At 70.0% G+C, this 14198-nt stretch carries 14 protein-coding genes; 7 read left to right on the top strand and 7 right to left on the bottom strand.

Annotation, left to right across the window (positions count from 1 at the left end; translation table 11 throughout):
* The first annotated feature begins 38 nt into the window (after positions 1-38).
* The 4 genes from BLV39_RS27785 (at position 39) to BLV39_RS27770 (ending at position 3484) form a co-directional block, all read left to right on the top strand.
* On the top strand, positions 39-938 hold the full coding sequence (locus BLV39_RS27785; protein WP_090799231.1) for a hypothetical protein: 900 nt from the start codon (positions 39-41) through the stop codon (positions 936-938).
* Complete coding sequence (locus BLV39_RS27780) at positions 935-2635, top strand: M16 family metallopeptidase (RefSeq protein ID WP_090799229.1); 1701 nt, start codon at positions 935-937, stop codon at positions 2633-2635. The genes BLV39_RS27785 and BLV39_RS27780 overlap by 4 nt, the downstream gene beginning before the upstream one ends.
* 184 nt (positions 2636-2819) lie before the next feature.
* Positions 2820-3110, top strand: a complete 291-nt coding sequence (locus tag BLV39_RS27775; RefSeq protein ID WP_090799226.1) for a hypothetical protein — start codon at positions 2820-2822, stop codon at positions 3108-3110.
* A 74-nt stretch (positions 3111-3184) separates the two neighbouring features.
* Positions 3185-3484, top strand: a complete 300-nt coding sequence (locus BLV39_RS27770) for a hypothetical protein (protein ID WP_239083442.1) — start codon at positions 3185-3187, stop codon at positions 3482-3484.
* Between the two features lie 133 nt (positions 3485-3617).
* On the opposite strand, the gene BLV39_RS27765 is transcribed toward BLV39_RS27770, so the two are convergent.
* Together BLV39_RS27765 and BLV39_RS27760 are read right to left on the bottom strand one after the other, a co-directional pair.
* Entirely contained in the window at positions 3618-5957 is a 2340-nt protein-coding gene (locus BLV39_RS27765; RefSeq protein WP_090799223.1) for a bifunctional salicylyl-CoA 5-hydroxylase/oxidoreductase, read from the bottom strand.
* Entirely contained in the window at positions 5954-7558 is a 1605-nt protein-coding gene (locus tag BLV39_RS27760; protein ID WP_090799220.1) for an AMP-binding protein, read from the bottom strand. The genes BLV39_RS27765 and BLV39_RS27760 overlap by 4 nt, the downstream gene beginning before the upstream one ends.
* Before the next feature lie 60 nt (positions 7559-7618).
* On the opposite strand from BLV39_RS27760, the gene BLV39_RS27755 reads away from it, so the two are divergent.
* Entirely contained in the window at positions 7619-8470 is an 852-nt protein-coding gene (locus BLV39_RS27755) for a PaaX family transcriptional regulator (RefSeq protein WP_218137095.1), read from the top strand.
* A 1-nt stretch (position 8471) separates the two neighbouring features.
* Here the strand turns inward: BLV39_RS27755 and BLV39_RS27750 are convergent, their stop codons facing one another.
* From BLV39_RS27750 to BLV39_RS42485, 5 genes are all read right to left on the bottom strand, one after another.
* Entirely contained in the window at positions 8472-8849 is a 378-nt protein-coding gene (locus BLV39_RS27750) for a RidA family protein (protein ID WP_239083443.1), read from the bottom strand.
* An 11-nt stretch (positions 8850-8860) separates the two neighbouring features.
* The gene (locus tag BLV39_RS27745) at positions 8861-9613 is read right to left on the bottom strand and encodes an SDR family NAD(P)-dependent oxidoreductase (protein WP_090799213.1); all 753 of its coding nucleotides are present in this window, start codon (positions 9611-9613) and stop codon (positions 8861-8863) included.
* Positions 9613-10449: an enoyl-CoA hydratase family protein gene (locus BLV39_RS27740; RefSeq protein ID WP_090799209.1), complete on the bottom strand. Its 837-nt coding sequence runs from the start codon at positions 10447-10449 to the stop codon at positions 9613-9615. Before BLV39_RS27740 ends, BLV39_RS27745 begins: the two co-directional genes overlap by 1 nt.
* Positions 10446-11594: an acyl-CoA dehydrogenase family protein gene (locus tag BLV39_RS27735; protein ID WP_090799206.1), complete on the bottom strand. Its 1149-nt coding sequence runs from the start codon at positions 11592-11594 to the stop codon at positions 10446-10448. The genes BLV39_RS27740 and BLV39_RS27735 overlap by 4 nt, the downstream gene beginning before the upstream one ends.
* A gap of 76 nt (positions 11595-11670) precedes the next feature.
* Entirely contained in the window at positions 11671-12174 is a 504-nt protein-coding gene (locus BLV39_RS42485) for a PH domain-containing protein (RefSeq protein WP_143049906.1), read from the bottom strand.
* Between the two features lie 408 nt (positions 12175-12582).
* Between BLV39_RS42485 and BLV39_RS27725 the strand changes: the two genes are divergently transcribed.
* Both BLV39_RS27725 and BLV39_RS27720 read left to right on the top strand, forming a co-directional pair.
* Entirely contained in the window at positions 12583-13365 is a 783-nt protein-coding gene (locus tag BLV39_RS27725; protein ID WP_090799200.1) for a DUF4259 domain-containing protein, read from the top strand.
* 88 nt (positions 13366-13453) lie between these two features.
* The gene (locus tag BLV39_RS27720; protein ID WP_090799197.1) at positions 13454-14197 is read left to right on the top strand and encodes a class I SAM-dependent methyltransferase; all 744 of its coding nucleotides are present in this window, start codon (positions 13454-13456) and stop codon (positions 14195-14197) included.
* The last annotated feature ends 1 nt before the right edge of the window (position 14198 follow it).

The raw sequence follows: 14198 nt of genomic DNA, 5'->3' as shown, positions 1-14198 counted from the left end.
ATTTCGATCGTCTTGCTGCTTTTCCCGAGATTCGTGGCGTGTGCGATGCCGCGAAGGCGGGGGACTGGCAAGGGGTCGAGGACGGATTCCGTGAGCTCACCGATCCGGCCCTGCATCAGAAGGCGATCAGCCTCGTCGGTCGGCTGCTCGATCGCGCCGTCGTCGAGGAGGCTGCCTCGGCGGATCCGACGTCGGCGCTTGCCGGGACCCTGTTGGCGTGGCGGTTGGTCGACGACGGATGGGAGATCCGCACCGGGGCCTGGGGTCAGCACGTCAGCCAGGAGCAGTGGCAGGGTTTCCACGAGCATCTGCACCGGGCCGAGCAGATTCTGATCCAGGTGACCGCCCGGCATCCCGGCTACACCAGCGCGTGGACCGAGCGGCTGCACACCGCGCGGGGGCTCAGCCTTGGACAGACCGAGGCGCGCAGGCGCTACGGGAAGATCGTCCCGCACTTCTTCCCGGCGCAGCAGGCCATGGTTCAGCAGCTGTGTCCTAAGTGGGGCGGCTCGTTCGAGGCCATGCACGCCTTCGCCGTCGAGTGCACGAAGGCATCTGCGCCCGGCTCCGTCAACGGTGCCGTGGTCGCGCTCGCGCACGTCGAGCATCTGCTGCTTGTGATCCGCGACGAGAGCTCCCGCGCCGGAGTGGCGTACATGAAGCGCGCCCAGGTTCAGCAGGAGTTGCACTGGGCGGCCGAGCACTCGGTGCTCAACCCCGCCTTCGAGCCGGCGCCGGACTGGGTGGGCGCGCACAGCGCCTTCGCGATGGCGTTCAGCATGGCGGACAACTTTTCCGCCGCGGCCAAACACTACGACGCGCTGGTGACCGGCGGGAACCTCGCCGACCAGAGGCCGTGGGAATACCTCGGTGAGGACTACGTGGACGAGTTCGTGTCGCTCCGCGAGCTCGCGTTCAAGAAGGGGTCTCGCCCGTGATCCGGGAGACAGAGGTCGACGGGGTGCAGACCCTGCTGGCGCCGAAGGGTGGCCCGGTCGTGGCCGGCCTGACCTTCCGGGTCGGGCGGGCCGACGAAACCCTTGCCACCGCCGGCATCACCCACCTGCTGGAGCACCTGGCGCTGCACAATGTCGGGTTGGGCGACTACCACTACAACGGGTCGACGGGATCGGTGGTCACCAATTTCCACCTGCAAGGATCCGAGGACGACGTCGTCAAGCACCTGATCGCGGTGTGCGACGCGCTCGCCGACCTGCCGCTGGCCCGATTGGAAACCGAGAAGGGCATCCTGCGTACGGAGGCGGCCAGCCGCAAGGTGGGTGCCATTGAGTCGATGCCATTGTGGCGGTACGGCGCGCAGGGCCACGGCCTGGTCAGCTACGAGGAGCTGGGCCTGCCCCGGCTGACCGCCGACGACGTGCGCGAATGGGCCGCCACCTGGTTCACCCGACAGAACGCCGTGCTATGGCTGACGGCCGATCAGGTGCCCGCCGGGCTGCGACTGAACCTGCCCGAGGGAACCCGCCGGCCCGTGCCGCAGCCGTCGTCGACGCTGCCCACCACGCCCGCGTACTTCACCGAGCACGTCAACGGCGTCGTCTTCGACGCGGTCGTACGCCGTCGTTCGGCCGCGTCGGTGTTCTCCGCGGTGCTGGAGCGGGAAATGTACCGCAGCCTGCGCCAGGAGGGCGGTTACTCCTACACGGCCAACACGTCCTACGACCCGCGCGGCGACGAGTTCGCCACCATCACCGCGTACGCGGACGCCTTGCCGGACAAACAAGATGCGGTGCTCGGCGCCTTCGTCGACGTGCTCGCCAAACTCCAGGTCGGCCGGTTCGAGCAGGCCGATCTCGACAGCGTCCGCTCGCAGGCCGAGGAGGTGCTGCGCCACGACGAGAGCGACGCGGCCCGACTGCCGGCGGCCGCCATGAACGCCCTTGTCGGACAACCCAACCTGACCGCCGCCGAGATCCTCGACGAGGTACGCGCCGTCACCATCGACGACCTGCAGGCGGTGGCGACGGAAGCCACCGGCTCGGGCCTGTTGCTGGTGCCGCACGGACTCACCGCGGAGTGGGCCGGATTCACGCCCGCCCCGACGTTTTCGACCGCCGCCGTCGACGGGCTGCGCTACCAGCCCCGATCGGGCGGCGCGGTCAGGCTCGTCGTCGGTGCCGAGGGCGTCAGCCTGATTGACGCCGACCACGCGCTGACGGTGCGGTACGCCGAATGCGCGATCGCCCTGGCATGGCCGGACGGCGGCCGCCAGCTCATCGGCCTGGACGGCATCTCCGTGCGGGTCGAGCCGACCGTCTTCCCGCTGAAACCCGACCAGCTCGCCCGCATCGACACGAGCGTCCCGCGGGCCAACCTCATACGGATGCCGGCGCGAGAGCAGGCCGCGATCCCGCAGCCGAAGCCACGCACGCCTGCCCCACCGAGTCGAGGGTCAAAGGCCGGCCTGATCGTGCTGATCGTGCTCGCCTCGATCGTCGGAATGATGGCGGCCCTGGGCGCCGCCGTGATCCTGGTCGCCGACCCAGCGAACAACCCTGAAGACGCCGGACTGCGAGACCCGTCGTCGTTCACCCTGCTCGGAATCCTGGTCCTGGTCACGGCCTCCTTCGTCCTCTGGGCGGTCCACGTGGCCCGGATGCGTAAAATCACCTGAGGAGCAGGACGCTCTTCGCCAGAACCTGGAAGTGGTCATGCCTCGCCGGTCTCCGGGCGAGATCAGGTCTACGTTGCCTCGACGATGCCGATCCGGCCGACCGCAGGTGATTTGTGGGTTGTCGGCTTCGGCCAACCGCCAGTTGTCCTCCTTCGAGCGCGCCAACAGACTCCACCCAGGAGAGGTGGCATACGCCTTCCGTCGATGGGAGCTGAGCAGTCAGCAACGGTCCGCTCACCGCGACGGTGACAGCTACGCGGGTCGGGACCACGACGATTGGCCCGAGGACTGGCGCAGCGGTGACTGCCACGTGCGAACCCTGCTGGAGCACGCGGCGTGGGCACTTCGGCGCAAGGCGAGACGCGAGCTGCGGCACGCACTCCGTCCACTCGACGATCGCTACCTGGCGCGCACGATCAACAACCCGTTCGTCCGACAGCACCACCCCTGGTGGCTGCGCCGGATCGAACTCTGACCGCTCATGGCTGTTCAGCTATCCACCTAGGGTGGACACGTGATTTCACGATGACGCCAGGGAATCCGCAGCCCGTGTTCGCAGATCCGTGGTGGGATCTGCGGGGCGGCGAACCCGCCGCTGTCGAGCAGCGCAGCGGCCTGAAAGCGCGACTGGCTATCGAGGTTGGCGTCGGGCATCCCCTCCACGGCCAGGACATCGACGTCGTGGCTCGATCGCAGGCCTCCGATGACGTCGTCGTCAGCATCTCGGGTGGCGGATGGGCGGTGGTCCACCTGACCTGGAGTCGCACCGCGGAGAGTCCACCCTGGCCGCGGACCACGTTCTACGCCGACTCGGCGGCACTCGAGCTGGGTCTGGACACCTCGGGCTGAACAGATTCCGCAGCCGACGCGATGTCGACGTCTTGGTTGCGGTGGCGGCGTATCGTGCCATGTCTGCGTGGGCGCGTCGTGGGCAGCTGGGGGTTGGCTCCGGGGGATGCCACCGCCGGGCGGATGTGGTGGGTCAGATCGGTAGGCCGGGTTGCCAGCGGCGGTGGCGGGTGCCTGTCTCGCTCGTCCGGATGAGGTCGAGGCGTGGTCGCGGGCCGTCGCTGCGGCCGCTCTGTGGCCGACGTGATCCCGCCTGCCAGGGCAGCGGCCACACCGCCCCTGGCCCCGCGTAGCCCTGTTCAGCAGCGGCGTGCAGGGTCCAGTTCGGGTCGTAGAGGTGCGCCCGGCCGATCAGGCAGAGATCAGCGCGGCCGGCGAGCAGGATCGAGTTCACGTCGTCGTACGACGAGATGACGCCGACCGCCATCGTCGCTATGCCGGTCTCGTTGCGGATTCGGTCCGCGAACGGGGTCTGGTAGGAGCGGCCGAAGGCCGGTTGTTCCGCCGGGGAGACCTGGCCCGTCGAGACGTCCACGATGTCGGCACCGGCCCGGGCGAACGCCCGTGCGATCTCGACCGCGTCGTCTCCGTCGATGCCGTCGGGGCACCAGTCCGTCGCCGAGATTCGCACGCTGGTCGGCAGGTCGGCCGGCCACACCGCACGCACCGCGTCGAAGACCTCCAGCGGAAAGCGCAGCCGGTTGGCCAGCGAGCCGCCATAACTGTCGGTCCGGTGGTTCGTCAGCGGCGAGATGAACGAGGACAGCAGATAGCCATGCGCGCAGTGCAGCTCCAGCAGGTCGAAGCCGGCAATCACGGCACGGCGGGCGGCGGCCACGAACTGTTCCCTGATGAGGCCCAGGTCGTCGACCGAGAGCGAGCGCGGCGTCTGGTTGACCCCCGGCCGGTACGGCAACGCCGACGGCGCGACGACCTCCCAGTTGCCCGACGGCAGCGGCTCGTCCATCCCCTCCCACATCAGCCGCGTCGATCCCTTGCGACCCGAGTGTCCTAACTGGACCCCGATCTTGGCGGCAGAGTGTTCGTGCACGAACGAGACGATGCGTCGCCAGCCCGCCGCCTGTGAGTCTGTGTAGAGACCGGTGCAACCAGGCGTGATCCGGCCGCCAGGCGAGACGCACACCATCTCCGTCATCACCAGGCCCGCACCACCCAGGGCCTTCCCGCCGAGGTGGGCCAGGTGGAAGTCGTTGGGCACGCCCTCTTCCGCGCAGTACATGTCCATCGGCGAGACCACCACGCGGTTGACCAGTTCCACTCCGCGCAGCCGGAACGGCTGGAACATCGGCGGCCGGACCTCGCCGTCGCCGGCGAACCAGGCGTCGACCCGGGCCACGAACTCGGGGTCGCGTACGCGCAGGTTCTCGTGGGTGACTCGTCGGCTGCGCGTCATGATGTTGAAGGCGAACTGCGTCGGGTCCTGGTCGGTGTACTGCCCCAGGTTCTCGAACCACTCGAGACTCGCCTGCGCCGCCCGTTGGGTCGAGACCACGACGGGCCGCCGCTCCGCCTCGTAACCGATTAGAGCCGCGGACACCCCGACCTGCTCGCGCAGGCACGCCGCCAGCGCCAGGGCGTCCTCCATGGCCAGCTTGGTGCCCGACCCGATGGAGAAGTGCGCGGTGTGCGCCGCATCGCCCAGCAGGACCACGTTGCCGTGCCGCCACCGTTCGTTGCGGATCGTCGCGAACGTGAGCCACCGCGAGTTGTTGACGTGCAGGGCGGCGTCGCCCAGGACGTCCTGGAACAGCTCGCGCACCACCTCCACCGACTTCTCGTCGGACTCGCCCGGAAGTAGGGAGTGGTCGGCGAAACCGGCGCGGCGCCACACCTGCTCGTTCATCTCGACGATGAAGGTGCTCGCCCGCGCGTCGTACGGGTAGCCATGTAACTGCATGACGCCGTGCGGCGTCTCCTTGACGTAGAACTTGAACGCGTCGAAGACCTTGTCGGTGCCGAGCCACATGTAGCGGCACCGTCTGGCCTCCACCGACGGCCGGAACACGTCCGCGTAGCGCGTCCGCACGGTCGAGTTGACCCCGTCGCTGGCCACGACCAGGTCGTAGGACTCCCGCAACAGCTCGACGTCCGGCGCCGCGGTGGAGAACCGGAGGTCGACGCCGAGCTCGCGGCACCGTTGCTGCAGAACCGACAGAAGCCGCTTACGGCCCATGGCGGCGAACCCGTGGCCCCCGCTGGTGTGCACCTGGCCGCGGAAGTGGACGTCGACGTCGTCCCACCGCGCGAACGAGCGGGCCATCTCCGTGAAGATGTGCGGGTCGGCGTGCTCGATGCCGCCGAGCGTCTCGTCGGAGAACACCACGCCGAACCCGAACGTGTCGTCGGCGGCGTTGCGCTCCCAGACGGTGACCTCGTCCGCCACGCCGAGCTGCCGGACGAGGGCCGCGAAGTAGAGGCCACCGGGACCACCCCCGACCACCGCGATCCTCATGCCGAATCCGTGGTGGCGGAGGCCTGCCGCCGCAGGACGTACCGCTGGACCTTGCCCGTGCTGGTCCGAGGCAGGCTGGCGATGAACTCGACGGCGCGCGGGTACTTGTACGGCGCGATCTGCCGCTTCGTGAACTCCTGGAGCTCCGCGACCAGCGAAGGGCTGCCCTCGAAGCCATTGCGCAGCACCACGTAGGCCTTGACGATGTGCCCGCGCTGTGGGTCGGGAGCCGCGACGACACAGCACTCGTCGACCGCCGGATGGCCCGTCAGCGCCTCCTCGACCTCGGGACCGGCGATGTTGTAGCCCGACGACACGATCATGTCGTCCCGCCGCGCGAGGTAGTGGAAATAGCCGTCCTCATCCTGCACGTACGTGTCGCCGGTGAAGTTCCATCCATTCTGGACGTACGCGGTCTGCCGTGGATCGCGCAGGTAGCGGCATCCGGTGGGACCTTTGACGGCCAGCCGTCCCGGGGTGCCGCGGGGGACCGGCTCGCCCGCCTCATCGAGGACGGCGGCATGGAAGCCGGGCACCTCCAGACCGGTGGCGCCCGGCCGGATCGCGTCGTCGGCCGCGGAGATGAACACGTGCAGGAGCTCGGTGGACCCGATGCCGTCGATCAGCCGTACACCCGTGGCGTCGAAGAAGTCCTGCCAGGTGGCGGCTGGCAGGTGCTCGCCGGCGGACACGGCGCGCCGCAGGCTGCGCAGCCGTTCCAACCGGCCGGCGCGCAGGATGGCCCGGTATGCCGTCGGCGCGGTGAAGCAGATCGTCGCCGCGTGCCGCTCGATCAGGTCGGCGAGCTGGTCCGGGGTCGCCTTCTCGATCAGCAGGGTCGCCGCGCCGGCCCGCAGCGGAAAGACCAGCAAGCCACCGAGCCCGAAGGTGAAGGCCAGCGGGGGAGTGCCGGTGAAGACGTCGTCGGGGCGCGGCCGCACCAGGTGCCGCGAGAAGGTGTCGGCGATCGCCAGGACGTCGCGGTGGAAGTGCATCGTCGCCTTGGGGCGCCCGGTCGTGCCGGAGGTGAAGGCCAGCAGCGCGACATCGTCGGCGGAGGTGTCGACGGCGGTGAACTCGTCACCGCCATCAAGGGCCAGGTCGTCGTACGTCACGACGGGAGCTTCGCCGAGCTCGGCCAGCCGCAGGTCGTCGACGAACCGGGCGTCACACAGGGCGAGATCCACCTGGGCTATCGAGGCGACGGCGGTCAGCTCCGCGGGACGCAGCAGCGGCATTGTCGTGACCACCACGCCACCGGCCTTGAGCACGGCGAACCAGCACGCCGCGAGCCAGAGGTTGTTGGGCCCGCGCAGCAGCACGCGGTTGCCGGGCACGAGGCCGAAGTCGCGGGTCAACACCGTGGCGATCCGGTTGGATCTGCGGTCCAGGTCGCCGTAGGTCCACGTCTCGCCGGAAGGTGTGAGCAGGCAGCGGCGGTCGGGAGCGGCAGCCAGCAGCTCGACGGCGCAGTTGAGCCGGTCGGGGTAGGCCGGGTCCAGGAGCATCTCGGGCCACTGCGTGAAGGGCGGGAGATGGTCGCGGCAGAACGTGTCCACGTGTGCGGACGGGCTGAGCGCGGTCGCATAGTCCCACGTCATTCTCCAAGTATTCGTATTCCGTGACGGCAGTCAAGAGAACGCATCAGATATGGTTTCTCCGTGGTGGTGGAGACGGACGATTCGGGCGGTCGCGGCCAGAAGCCCCGAGCGCTGATCGTTACGGTGTACGGGCTGTACGCGCGCGAGACCAACGGCTGGATGAGCGTCGCCTCGATCATCAGGTTGCTGGGACAGTGCGCTGTGGACGAGCCGGTCGTCCGGTCGGCGATCTTCCGCCTGAAGCGGCGTGGCCTCCTCGACGCGGTCAAGCTCGACGGCGTCGCCGGCTACGCGCTGTCCGCCGACGGCCGCGAGATCCTCCACGAAGGGGACCGGCGGATCTTCACCCGGCGGCGCGCGACACCCGCCGACGGCTGGCTGCTCGCCATGTTCAGCGTCCCGGAGAGCAAGCGCGACCAGCGGCACGTGCTGCGGTCCCGGCTCGCTTGGCTCGGCTTCGGCACGGTGTCCGCCGGCGTCTGGATCGCGCCGGCGCACCTCTACGACGAGGCGAGGGAGACGCTGGAGCGCGACGGCCTGGCCGTCTACGTCGAGTTGTTCCGCGGCGACCACCTCGCCTTCGCGGACACCGCCGCACGCGTGTCGCAGTGGTGGGACCTGACCCGGCTGCGCAAGCTGAACGACGACTTCCTTCGCCGGTACGAACCCATGGCGGAGGCGTACGACCGGGGCGGCCGACTCGACGACGCGCAGGCGTTCGCGGACTACGTCAACGCGCTGACGGACTGGCGCCGCCTGCCGTACCTCGAACCGGGTCTGCCGCTGGAGACCCTCCCGGCCGACTGGAACGGCGTCCGGGCCGCGGACGTGTTCTTCGCGCTGCACGAGCGGCTCGGCGAGGCCGCGCACCGGTTCGTCGACTCGGTCCGCGCCGACGTCCGCGTGGGCTGACTTAGACCACCGCGAAGCCCTGCACCTCGACGAGCGCCTCGACGTCCCACAGCCGGGACACGCCGATGCCGGCCATGGCCGGGTAGTCGGTGCCGACCAGTCGCCGCCAGACCCGGCCGATCTCTGACGCGCGGGCGCGATAGTCGGCCAGGTCCGTCGCGTACACGGTGAGGCTCGCGAGTTGGTCGGGTCGTCCGCCGGCGGCCGCCAGCGCGGTCAGCAGGTTGGCCAGCGCCTGCTCGAACTGTGCGACGACGTCCGCACCGACGATCCGCCCCTCGGGGTCCAGCGCGGTCTGCCCAGCCAGGAAGACGACCGTGCCCCGCCCGACCACCGCGTGGGAGAACCCGCGCGGTGTAGCCAACGATGGTGGGTTCACCCGTTCCAGGCTCACTGCACCGCGCCTCCGTCCACATTGATGGCCTGGCCCGTGACCGCACCGTTGGCCAGGCAGAACCAGACCGCGTCGGCGACCTCGTCCGGCCGGATCAGCCGGCCGATGGGTTGCTTGCGCTCCAACAGGCGCCGGGCCTCTTGCGGGCTGCGCCCGGTGGTCGCCGCGATCGTCTCGACGGTGACGTCGGTCATCGGGGTGTCGACGTAGCCCGGCGCGACCGCGTTGACCGTCACGCCGGTCCCGGCGAGCTCGGCGGCGGCGGACCGGACCAGACCCAGAACACCGTGCTTGCTGGCGGTGTACGCGGCGATGTAGGGCTCGCCGATGTGAGCCGCCGAGGACGCGATGACGACTACCCGGCCCCAGCCCGCCGCGCGCATCGCCGGCACGCAGCGCCGGATGCACCGGAAGGGTGCCGTCAGGTTGAGGTCCAGCATCCGCTGCCAGTCGGCGTCGGACGTGCGGTCGAGCCGGGCGGAGTGCCCCGCGCCGGCGCAGGCGACGAGCATCTCCACCGGTCCCCAGGTGCGCTCGACCGTGGCGTACGCGGACTCGACCTGCTCGGGGTCGGTGACGTCGGCCGGGATGGCCAGCACCGGCCCGGCGCAACCGGCCGCGGCCTCGTCCAGCGCTCCCTTGTCGCGGGCGACCAGGGCGACCCGCGCACCTTCGGCGCTCAGCCGGTGGGCGACCGCCTGACCGATCCCGCGACTGGCGCCGGTGACCAGCGCGACGCGGCCGTCCATCAGCGCCCCTGCCAGCGCGGAGGGCGCCGTTGCGTGAAGGCGGCATGGAACTCCGCGTGGTCTTTCGTGGTCATCAGCAGCGCCTGGGTCATCGCGTCGAGCTCCATCGCCGCCGACATGGGCATGTCCAGCTCCCGCGTGAGCAGCGACTTGGTCTGGGCGAAGGCGAGCGTCGGACCGTCGGCGAGCGTACGGGCGAGGTCGGCCACCGAGGCGTCGAGCTCGTCGTCGGACACGAGCCGGGACACCAGGCCGTACCGGTCGGCGGTCGCCGAGTCGATCGTGGCGCCGAGCATCAGCAGCTCCGTCGCCCGGCCCAGGCCCACCACGCGCGGCAGCAGGTACGCGGCACCCATGTCGCCGCCGGACAGCCCGACCTTCGTGAACAGGAACGCGAACCGGCCGGACGTGCTGACCACCCGGAAGTCCGACGCCAGCGCGACCACGGCCCCGGCGCCCGCGGCGATGCCGTGGATCGCGGTGACGATCGGGATCGGGCACTCGCGCATCGCCCGGATCACGTCGCCGGTCATCTTGGTGAACCGCATCAGGTCGCGCGGCTCCATCGTGACCAGCTCGCCGATGATCTCGTTGACGTCGCCGCCGCCGCAGAACCCCTTGCCCTCACCGCGGATGACCAACGCGCGTACGTCCTGGTGGTGTGGCAGTTCGGCGAGCAGGTCGCGCAGGTCGGCGTAGCTCTCGAAGGTGAGCGCGTTGAGCTTGTCCGGGCGGTCCAGCGTCACGGTGGCGACACCGTCGGCCTTCGCGAACCGGAAGTTGTCCCACGACGTGGTCAGCCGGGGCGAGGCGTGGAAGCGGTACGGCTCGGTCATCTGCTGGCATCCAAGTCGATCAGGTCGCGGGCGATGATGGTGCGCTGGATCTCGGAGGCGCCTTCGTAGATGCGCAGGGACCGCACATCCCGGTAGAGCTGCTCGAGAAGGTGGCCGCTGCGGAGGGCGACCGCGCCGTGGAGTTGCACGCAGCCGTCGACGATCTGCTGCGCGGCCTCGGTGGCGAACAGCTTGGCCATCGCCGACCGGCGGCGCTGGTCCCGCGGTTGGTCTCCGGCGTCGTACGCGGCCGCGGCGGCGTAGACGAGCAGCCGGGCGGCTTCGAGCTGCGTGGCCAGGTCGGCGATCCGGTGGGCGACCGCCTGCTGCCGTGCCAGGGGGCCGCCGTGCACCTGCCGGGTCCGCACGTGTGCCACCGTGGCGTCCAGGGCGGACTGGGCCATGCCGACCGCGAACCCGCCCACGCTGGGCCGGAACAGGTCCAGGGTCCGCATGGCGACGGCGAAACCGCCGTCCACCTCGCCGAGCAGTGCGTCCGGGCCGACGTACACGCCGTCGAAGACCAATCGTCCGATGGGGTGCGGGGACAGCATGTCCAGCGGCTCGCCGGACAGCCCGTCGGTATCGCCCGGCACGGCGAACGCGGTGACGCCCTTGCCGCGCGCGTCCGGCGTCGTGCGGGCGAAGACCGAGTAGACGTCGGCGTCCGGCGCGTTCGAGATCCACATTTTCTCGCCGGTCAGCCGCCATCCGGCACCGTCGCGCTCGGCCCGCAGCTTCAGCGCCGCCGCGTCGGAGCCGGCGTCGGGCTCGGAGAGGGCGAACGCCGCGACGGCCTGGCCCGACACGACCTGCGGGATCCAGCGGGCCACGCACTCGGCGGTGCCTGACTGCAGGATGGGGTAGCTGCCCAGCCCTTGCAGTGCCAACGCGGTCTCGGCCTCGGCGCTGACCTGGGCGATCGTCTCGCGCAGCAGGCATAGCTGGAGGGCGGCGGCGTCGCGCGGCTGGTCGCCGGTGCCACCGAACGCGGCGCGCAGGAGCCCGAGGTCGCCCATGGCTCGCAGCAGCGGCCGGTTGACTCTGCCGTCGTGCCGGGCCAGCGGGACAAGCTGTTCGGCCGCCGTCGCCCGCGCCCAGCCGACGAACCGCTGATGCTCGGCACTCAGGCGAAACTCGACCATCCGCGTCCCTCCCGGGTCGGCACGTACGGCCCGGCTAACTCTAATGCATCTGTGACGCCCGTCAACAGATCGCAATCTATGCTGCGGCGGCTCCCGCTCCGGCGAGGAGCAGGTGGCGAAGTCGCTCGTGCTCTTCGGGCGTCCCGATCGCGGCCCGGTGTTCGGGGTGGGCGGCGTAGTGCCTGATCGCGTCGGCCAGGAACCAGGGGTGGATGTCGAGCCAAGGGAGCGGGATGAGGGCGAGGCCCCTCCGGCGTGCGCCGAGTCCTCGCTCGACGGCCAGGTGCAGGAAGCGGTCTCCGGGGTCCGGCCGGGGCGGGCAATCAGCTCGCAGCGCGTTCCATGGCACCACCTGGTAGCCGAACGGGGACCGCAGCCGCACTCCGTGCGCCGTCAGCACGACGGCGGGCAGCCCTGCCCAGAGTGTGTAGAGCTGGGATCCGAGGAGCGCCACGGTCGCCAGGCCCAGAGGGACCGTGGCCACGACCTCGACGACCGTGAGCTGCCACTCCGGATCGGCTCCGGCCTCCCAAGTGGACGGTCCGAGGGCCCAGAAGGCGGCGGTGAGCGCCACTGTCATGGCGGCGGGATACCAAACGGCTTCAGGTTTCACACGGGTGCGGAAGGCCCGGTCGTTCTCGCCAAGATCGAAAGCGACCGTGCGCGAGAGGCGTCGCTGTCGGACCGCGAAAAGGACCATCGCCAGGAGGTACAACAGCCACGGCCCCATGCGGACGGCGAAATCGCGCCAGTAGCTGGGGCCATCGGAGTACGTCGCCTCGAACCAACCTGCCGACACCGCCGCAATCCCCACGCCGACGGCGAAGGCCCTTCGCATCGTTACCCGCGAGACCACCCGAACCACCCCTCAGCCGGCTCGCACCATCATCGACGCTGGCCGCTCGCGAAGCCATCGGCCAGGAGGTCGGCCCGCTCAGTCCTGGATCTTGTAGCTTTAGCCGACCGTCGTCTTGGGGAGGCAGCGAACATGGGAACGTTCGGGACGGACCCGTTCTCCAGCGACGGCGCCATGGACTTCCTGGAGGAGCTCGCCGAACAGCCTCCCGATGGGCGGGCGGCGGAGCTGGAGCGCCTGTTCCTGCTCGTGAGGAACCAGCCCGATCTGCTCGGGCGGGAGTTCTTCCCGGACGAGGTCGTGGCCGCCGCGGCGATCGTCGCGGCGACCCTGCCCTTCGGACGACAGTTCTCCGAGCGCCTTGAATCGTTGGCCGAGAACGACCTCGCCCCCGACGTCCGGCTGGGCGCACCCGCGCCGAGGTTGGCGAGCATCGCGCGCGAAGCCTTGCTGTTCGTCGCCGGTCCATGGCAGCAGGGTTGGGTCGACGACACGGACGCCGCGGAGGCGCGCGACACGATCGCGGAACTGTCGCGGGTGCTCGCCGGAGGCGGGTTGGACGAGCTTGACCACATCTGGAACGAGGCCACCGATTCCGGCGCCGACGGTGAAATGCCTGAAGGCACCCCTCCGGGCATTGAGCACCTGGCGTCGTTGCTCCGCGTCTACAACTCCGCGATGAGTGGCGGCCTGGGCTTCGCTCTGGAGGTCAACGAGCCGTTTCACGTCCGGCGCGCGATCAACGCGCTGCGCTACTTCGGGCTGACCGAGACCGCGAGCTTCGTGGAGGAAGCCCTGAACGGCGAGTCGCCCGGCGACGCCTTCTTCGCACCCGTGGACCACGGCATCGACCCCATAGGCCGGGCTTTCAGGACGAAGGCAGCCGAATTCCCCACCGACTTTGGCCGCGCCTAACCTCTGCCACCCCGAATTCGGTATCCCGGACCCTCGCTGACCACGCGCTAAGGGCATTTCCGGTTGACGGTCTCGGGACGATGTCTGTGTGCGTGCGTTCAGTGAGCTTGTCGACGAGGCTGCCGCGGTGGACGTGTCCGGATGGAGCTTCGACTGGCTCGACGGGCGGGCGACCGAACAGCGGCCCTCGTGGGGCTATTCGCGCCTCCTTGCCGAGCGCCTGGACCGGGTCGGCTCCGCCCTCGACATCGACACCGGCGGCGGAGAGCTCATCGCTCAGGCGCCGAGACTGCCCGCCCGGATGGTTGTTACCGAGGGCTGGGCGCCCAACGCCGACCGTGCCCGTCGCCTGCTGTCGCACAGGGGCGTCGAGGTCGTCTCCGTCGAGCAGGGGCGGCCGTTGCCGTTCACCGACGGCAGCTTCGAGTTGGTGAGCAGCCGGCATCCGGTGAGCCCGGACTGGCACGAGATCGCCCGCGTCCTGGCCGACGACGGCACGTACTTCGCGCAGCATGTCGGGCCGGGATCCGCGTACGAGCTGATCGAGTGGTTCCTCGGCCCGTTGTCTCGTGAAGGGCGCGATCCTGAGCGCGAGGCCGAGGCCGCCCGGTCGGCCGGGCTGCGGATCGTGGACCTGCGGACTGCGCGTTGTCGGATGGAGTTCTTCGACGTCGGTGCCGTTGTCTACCTTCTGCGTAAGTGCGTGTGGTGGGTTCCGGACTTCACGGTCGACCGCTACGCCGAGAGCCTCGAGCGACTCGACGCGCGCATCCGCGATCAGGGTGCGTTCGTGGCCCACTCCACGCGCACCCTGATCGAGGCGAAGCGCTGAG

The sequence above is a fragment of the Asanoa ishikariensis genome (genome assembly GCF_900107455.1).
GTDB lineage: Bacteria > Actinomycetota > Actinomycetes > Mycobacteriales > Micromonosporaceae > Asanoa > Asanoa ishikariensis.
This window is presented reverse-complemented; position numbering and strand designations above follow the sequence as displayed.

Coding starts and splice junctions, on each gene's coding strand:
- BLV39_RS27740 (WP_090799209.1), bottom strand. CDS start 10,449: ATGACCGAGCCGTACCGCTTCCACGCCTCGCCCCGGCTGACCACGTCG.
- BLV39_RS27765 (WP_090799223.1), bottom strand. CDS start 5,957: ATGAGGATCGCGGTGGTCGGGGGTGGTCCCGGTGGCCTCTACTTCGCG.
- BLV39_RS27725 (WP_090799200.1), top strand. CDS start 12,583: ATGGGAACGTTCGGGACGGACCCGTTCTCCAGCGACGGCGCCATGGAC.
- BLV39_RS27735 (WP_090799206.1), bottom strand. CDS start 11,594: ATGGTCGAGTTTCGCCTGAGTGCCGAGCATCAGCGGTTCGTCGGCTGG.
- BLV39_RS42485 (WP_143049906.1), bottom strand. CDS start 12,174: ATGACAGTGGCGCTCACCGCCGCCTTCTGGGCCCTCGGACCGTCCACT.
- BLV39_RS27745 (WP_090799213.1), bottom strand. CDS start 9,613: ATGGACGGCCGCGTCGCGCTGGTCACCGGCGCCAGTCGCGGGATCGGT.
- BLV39_RS27760 (WP_090799220.1), bottom strand. CDS start 7,558: ATGACGTGGGACTATGCGACCGCGCTCAGCCCGTCCGCACACGTGGAC.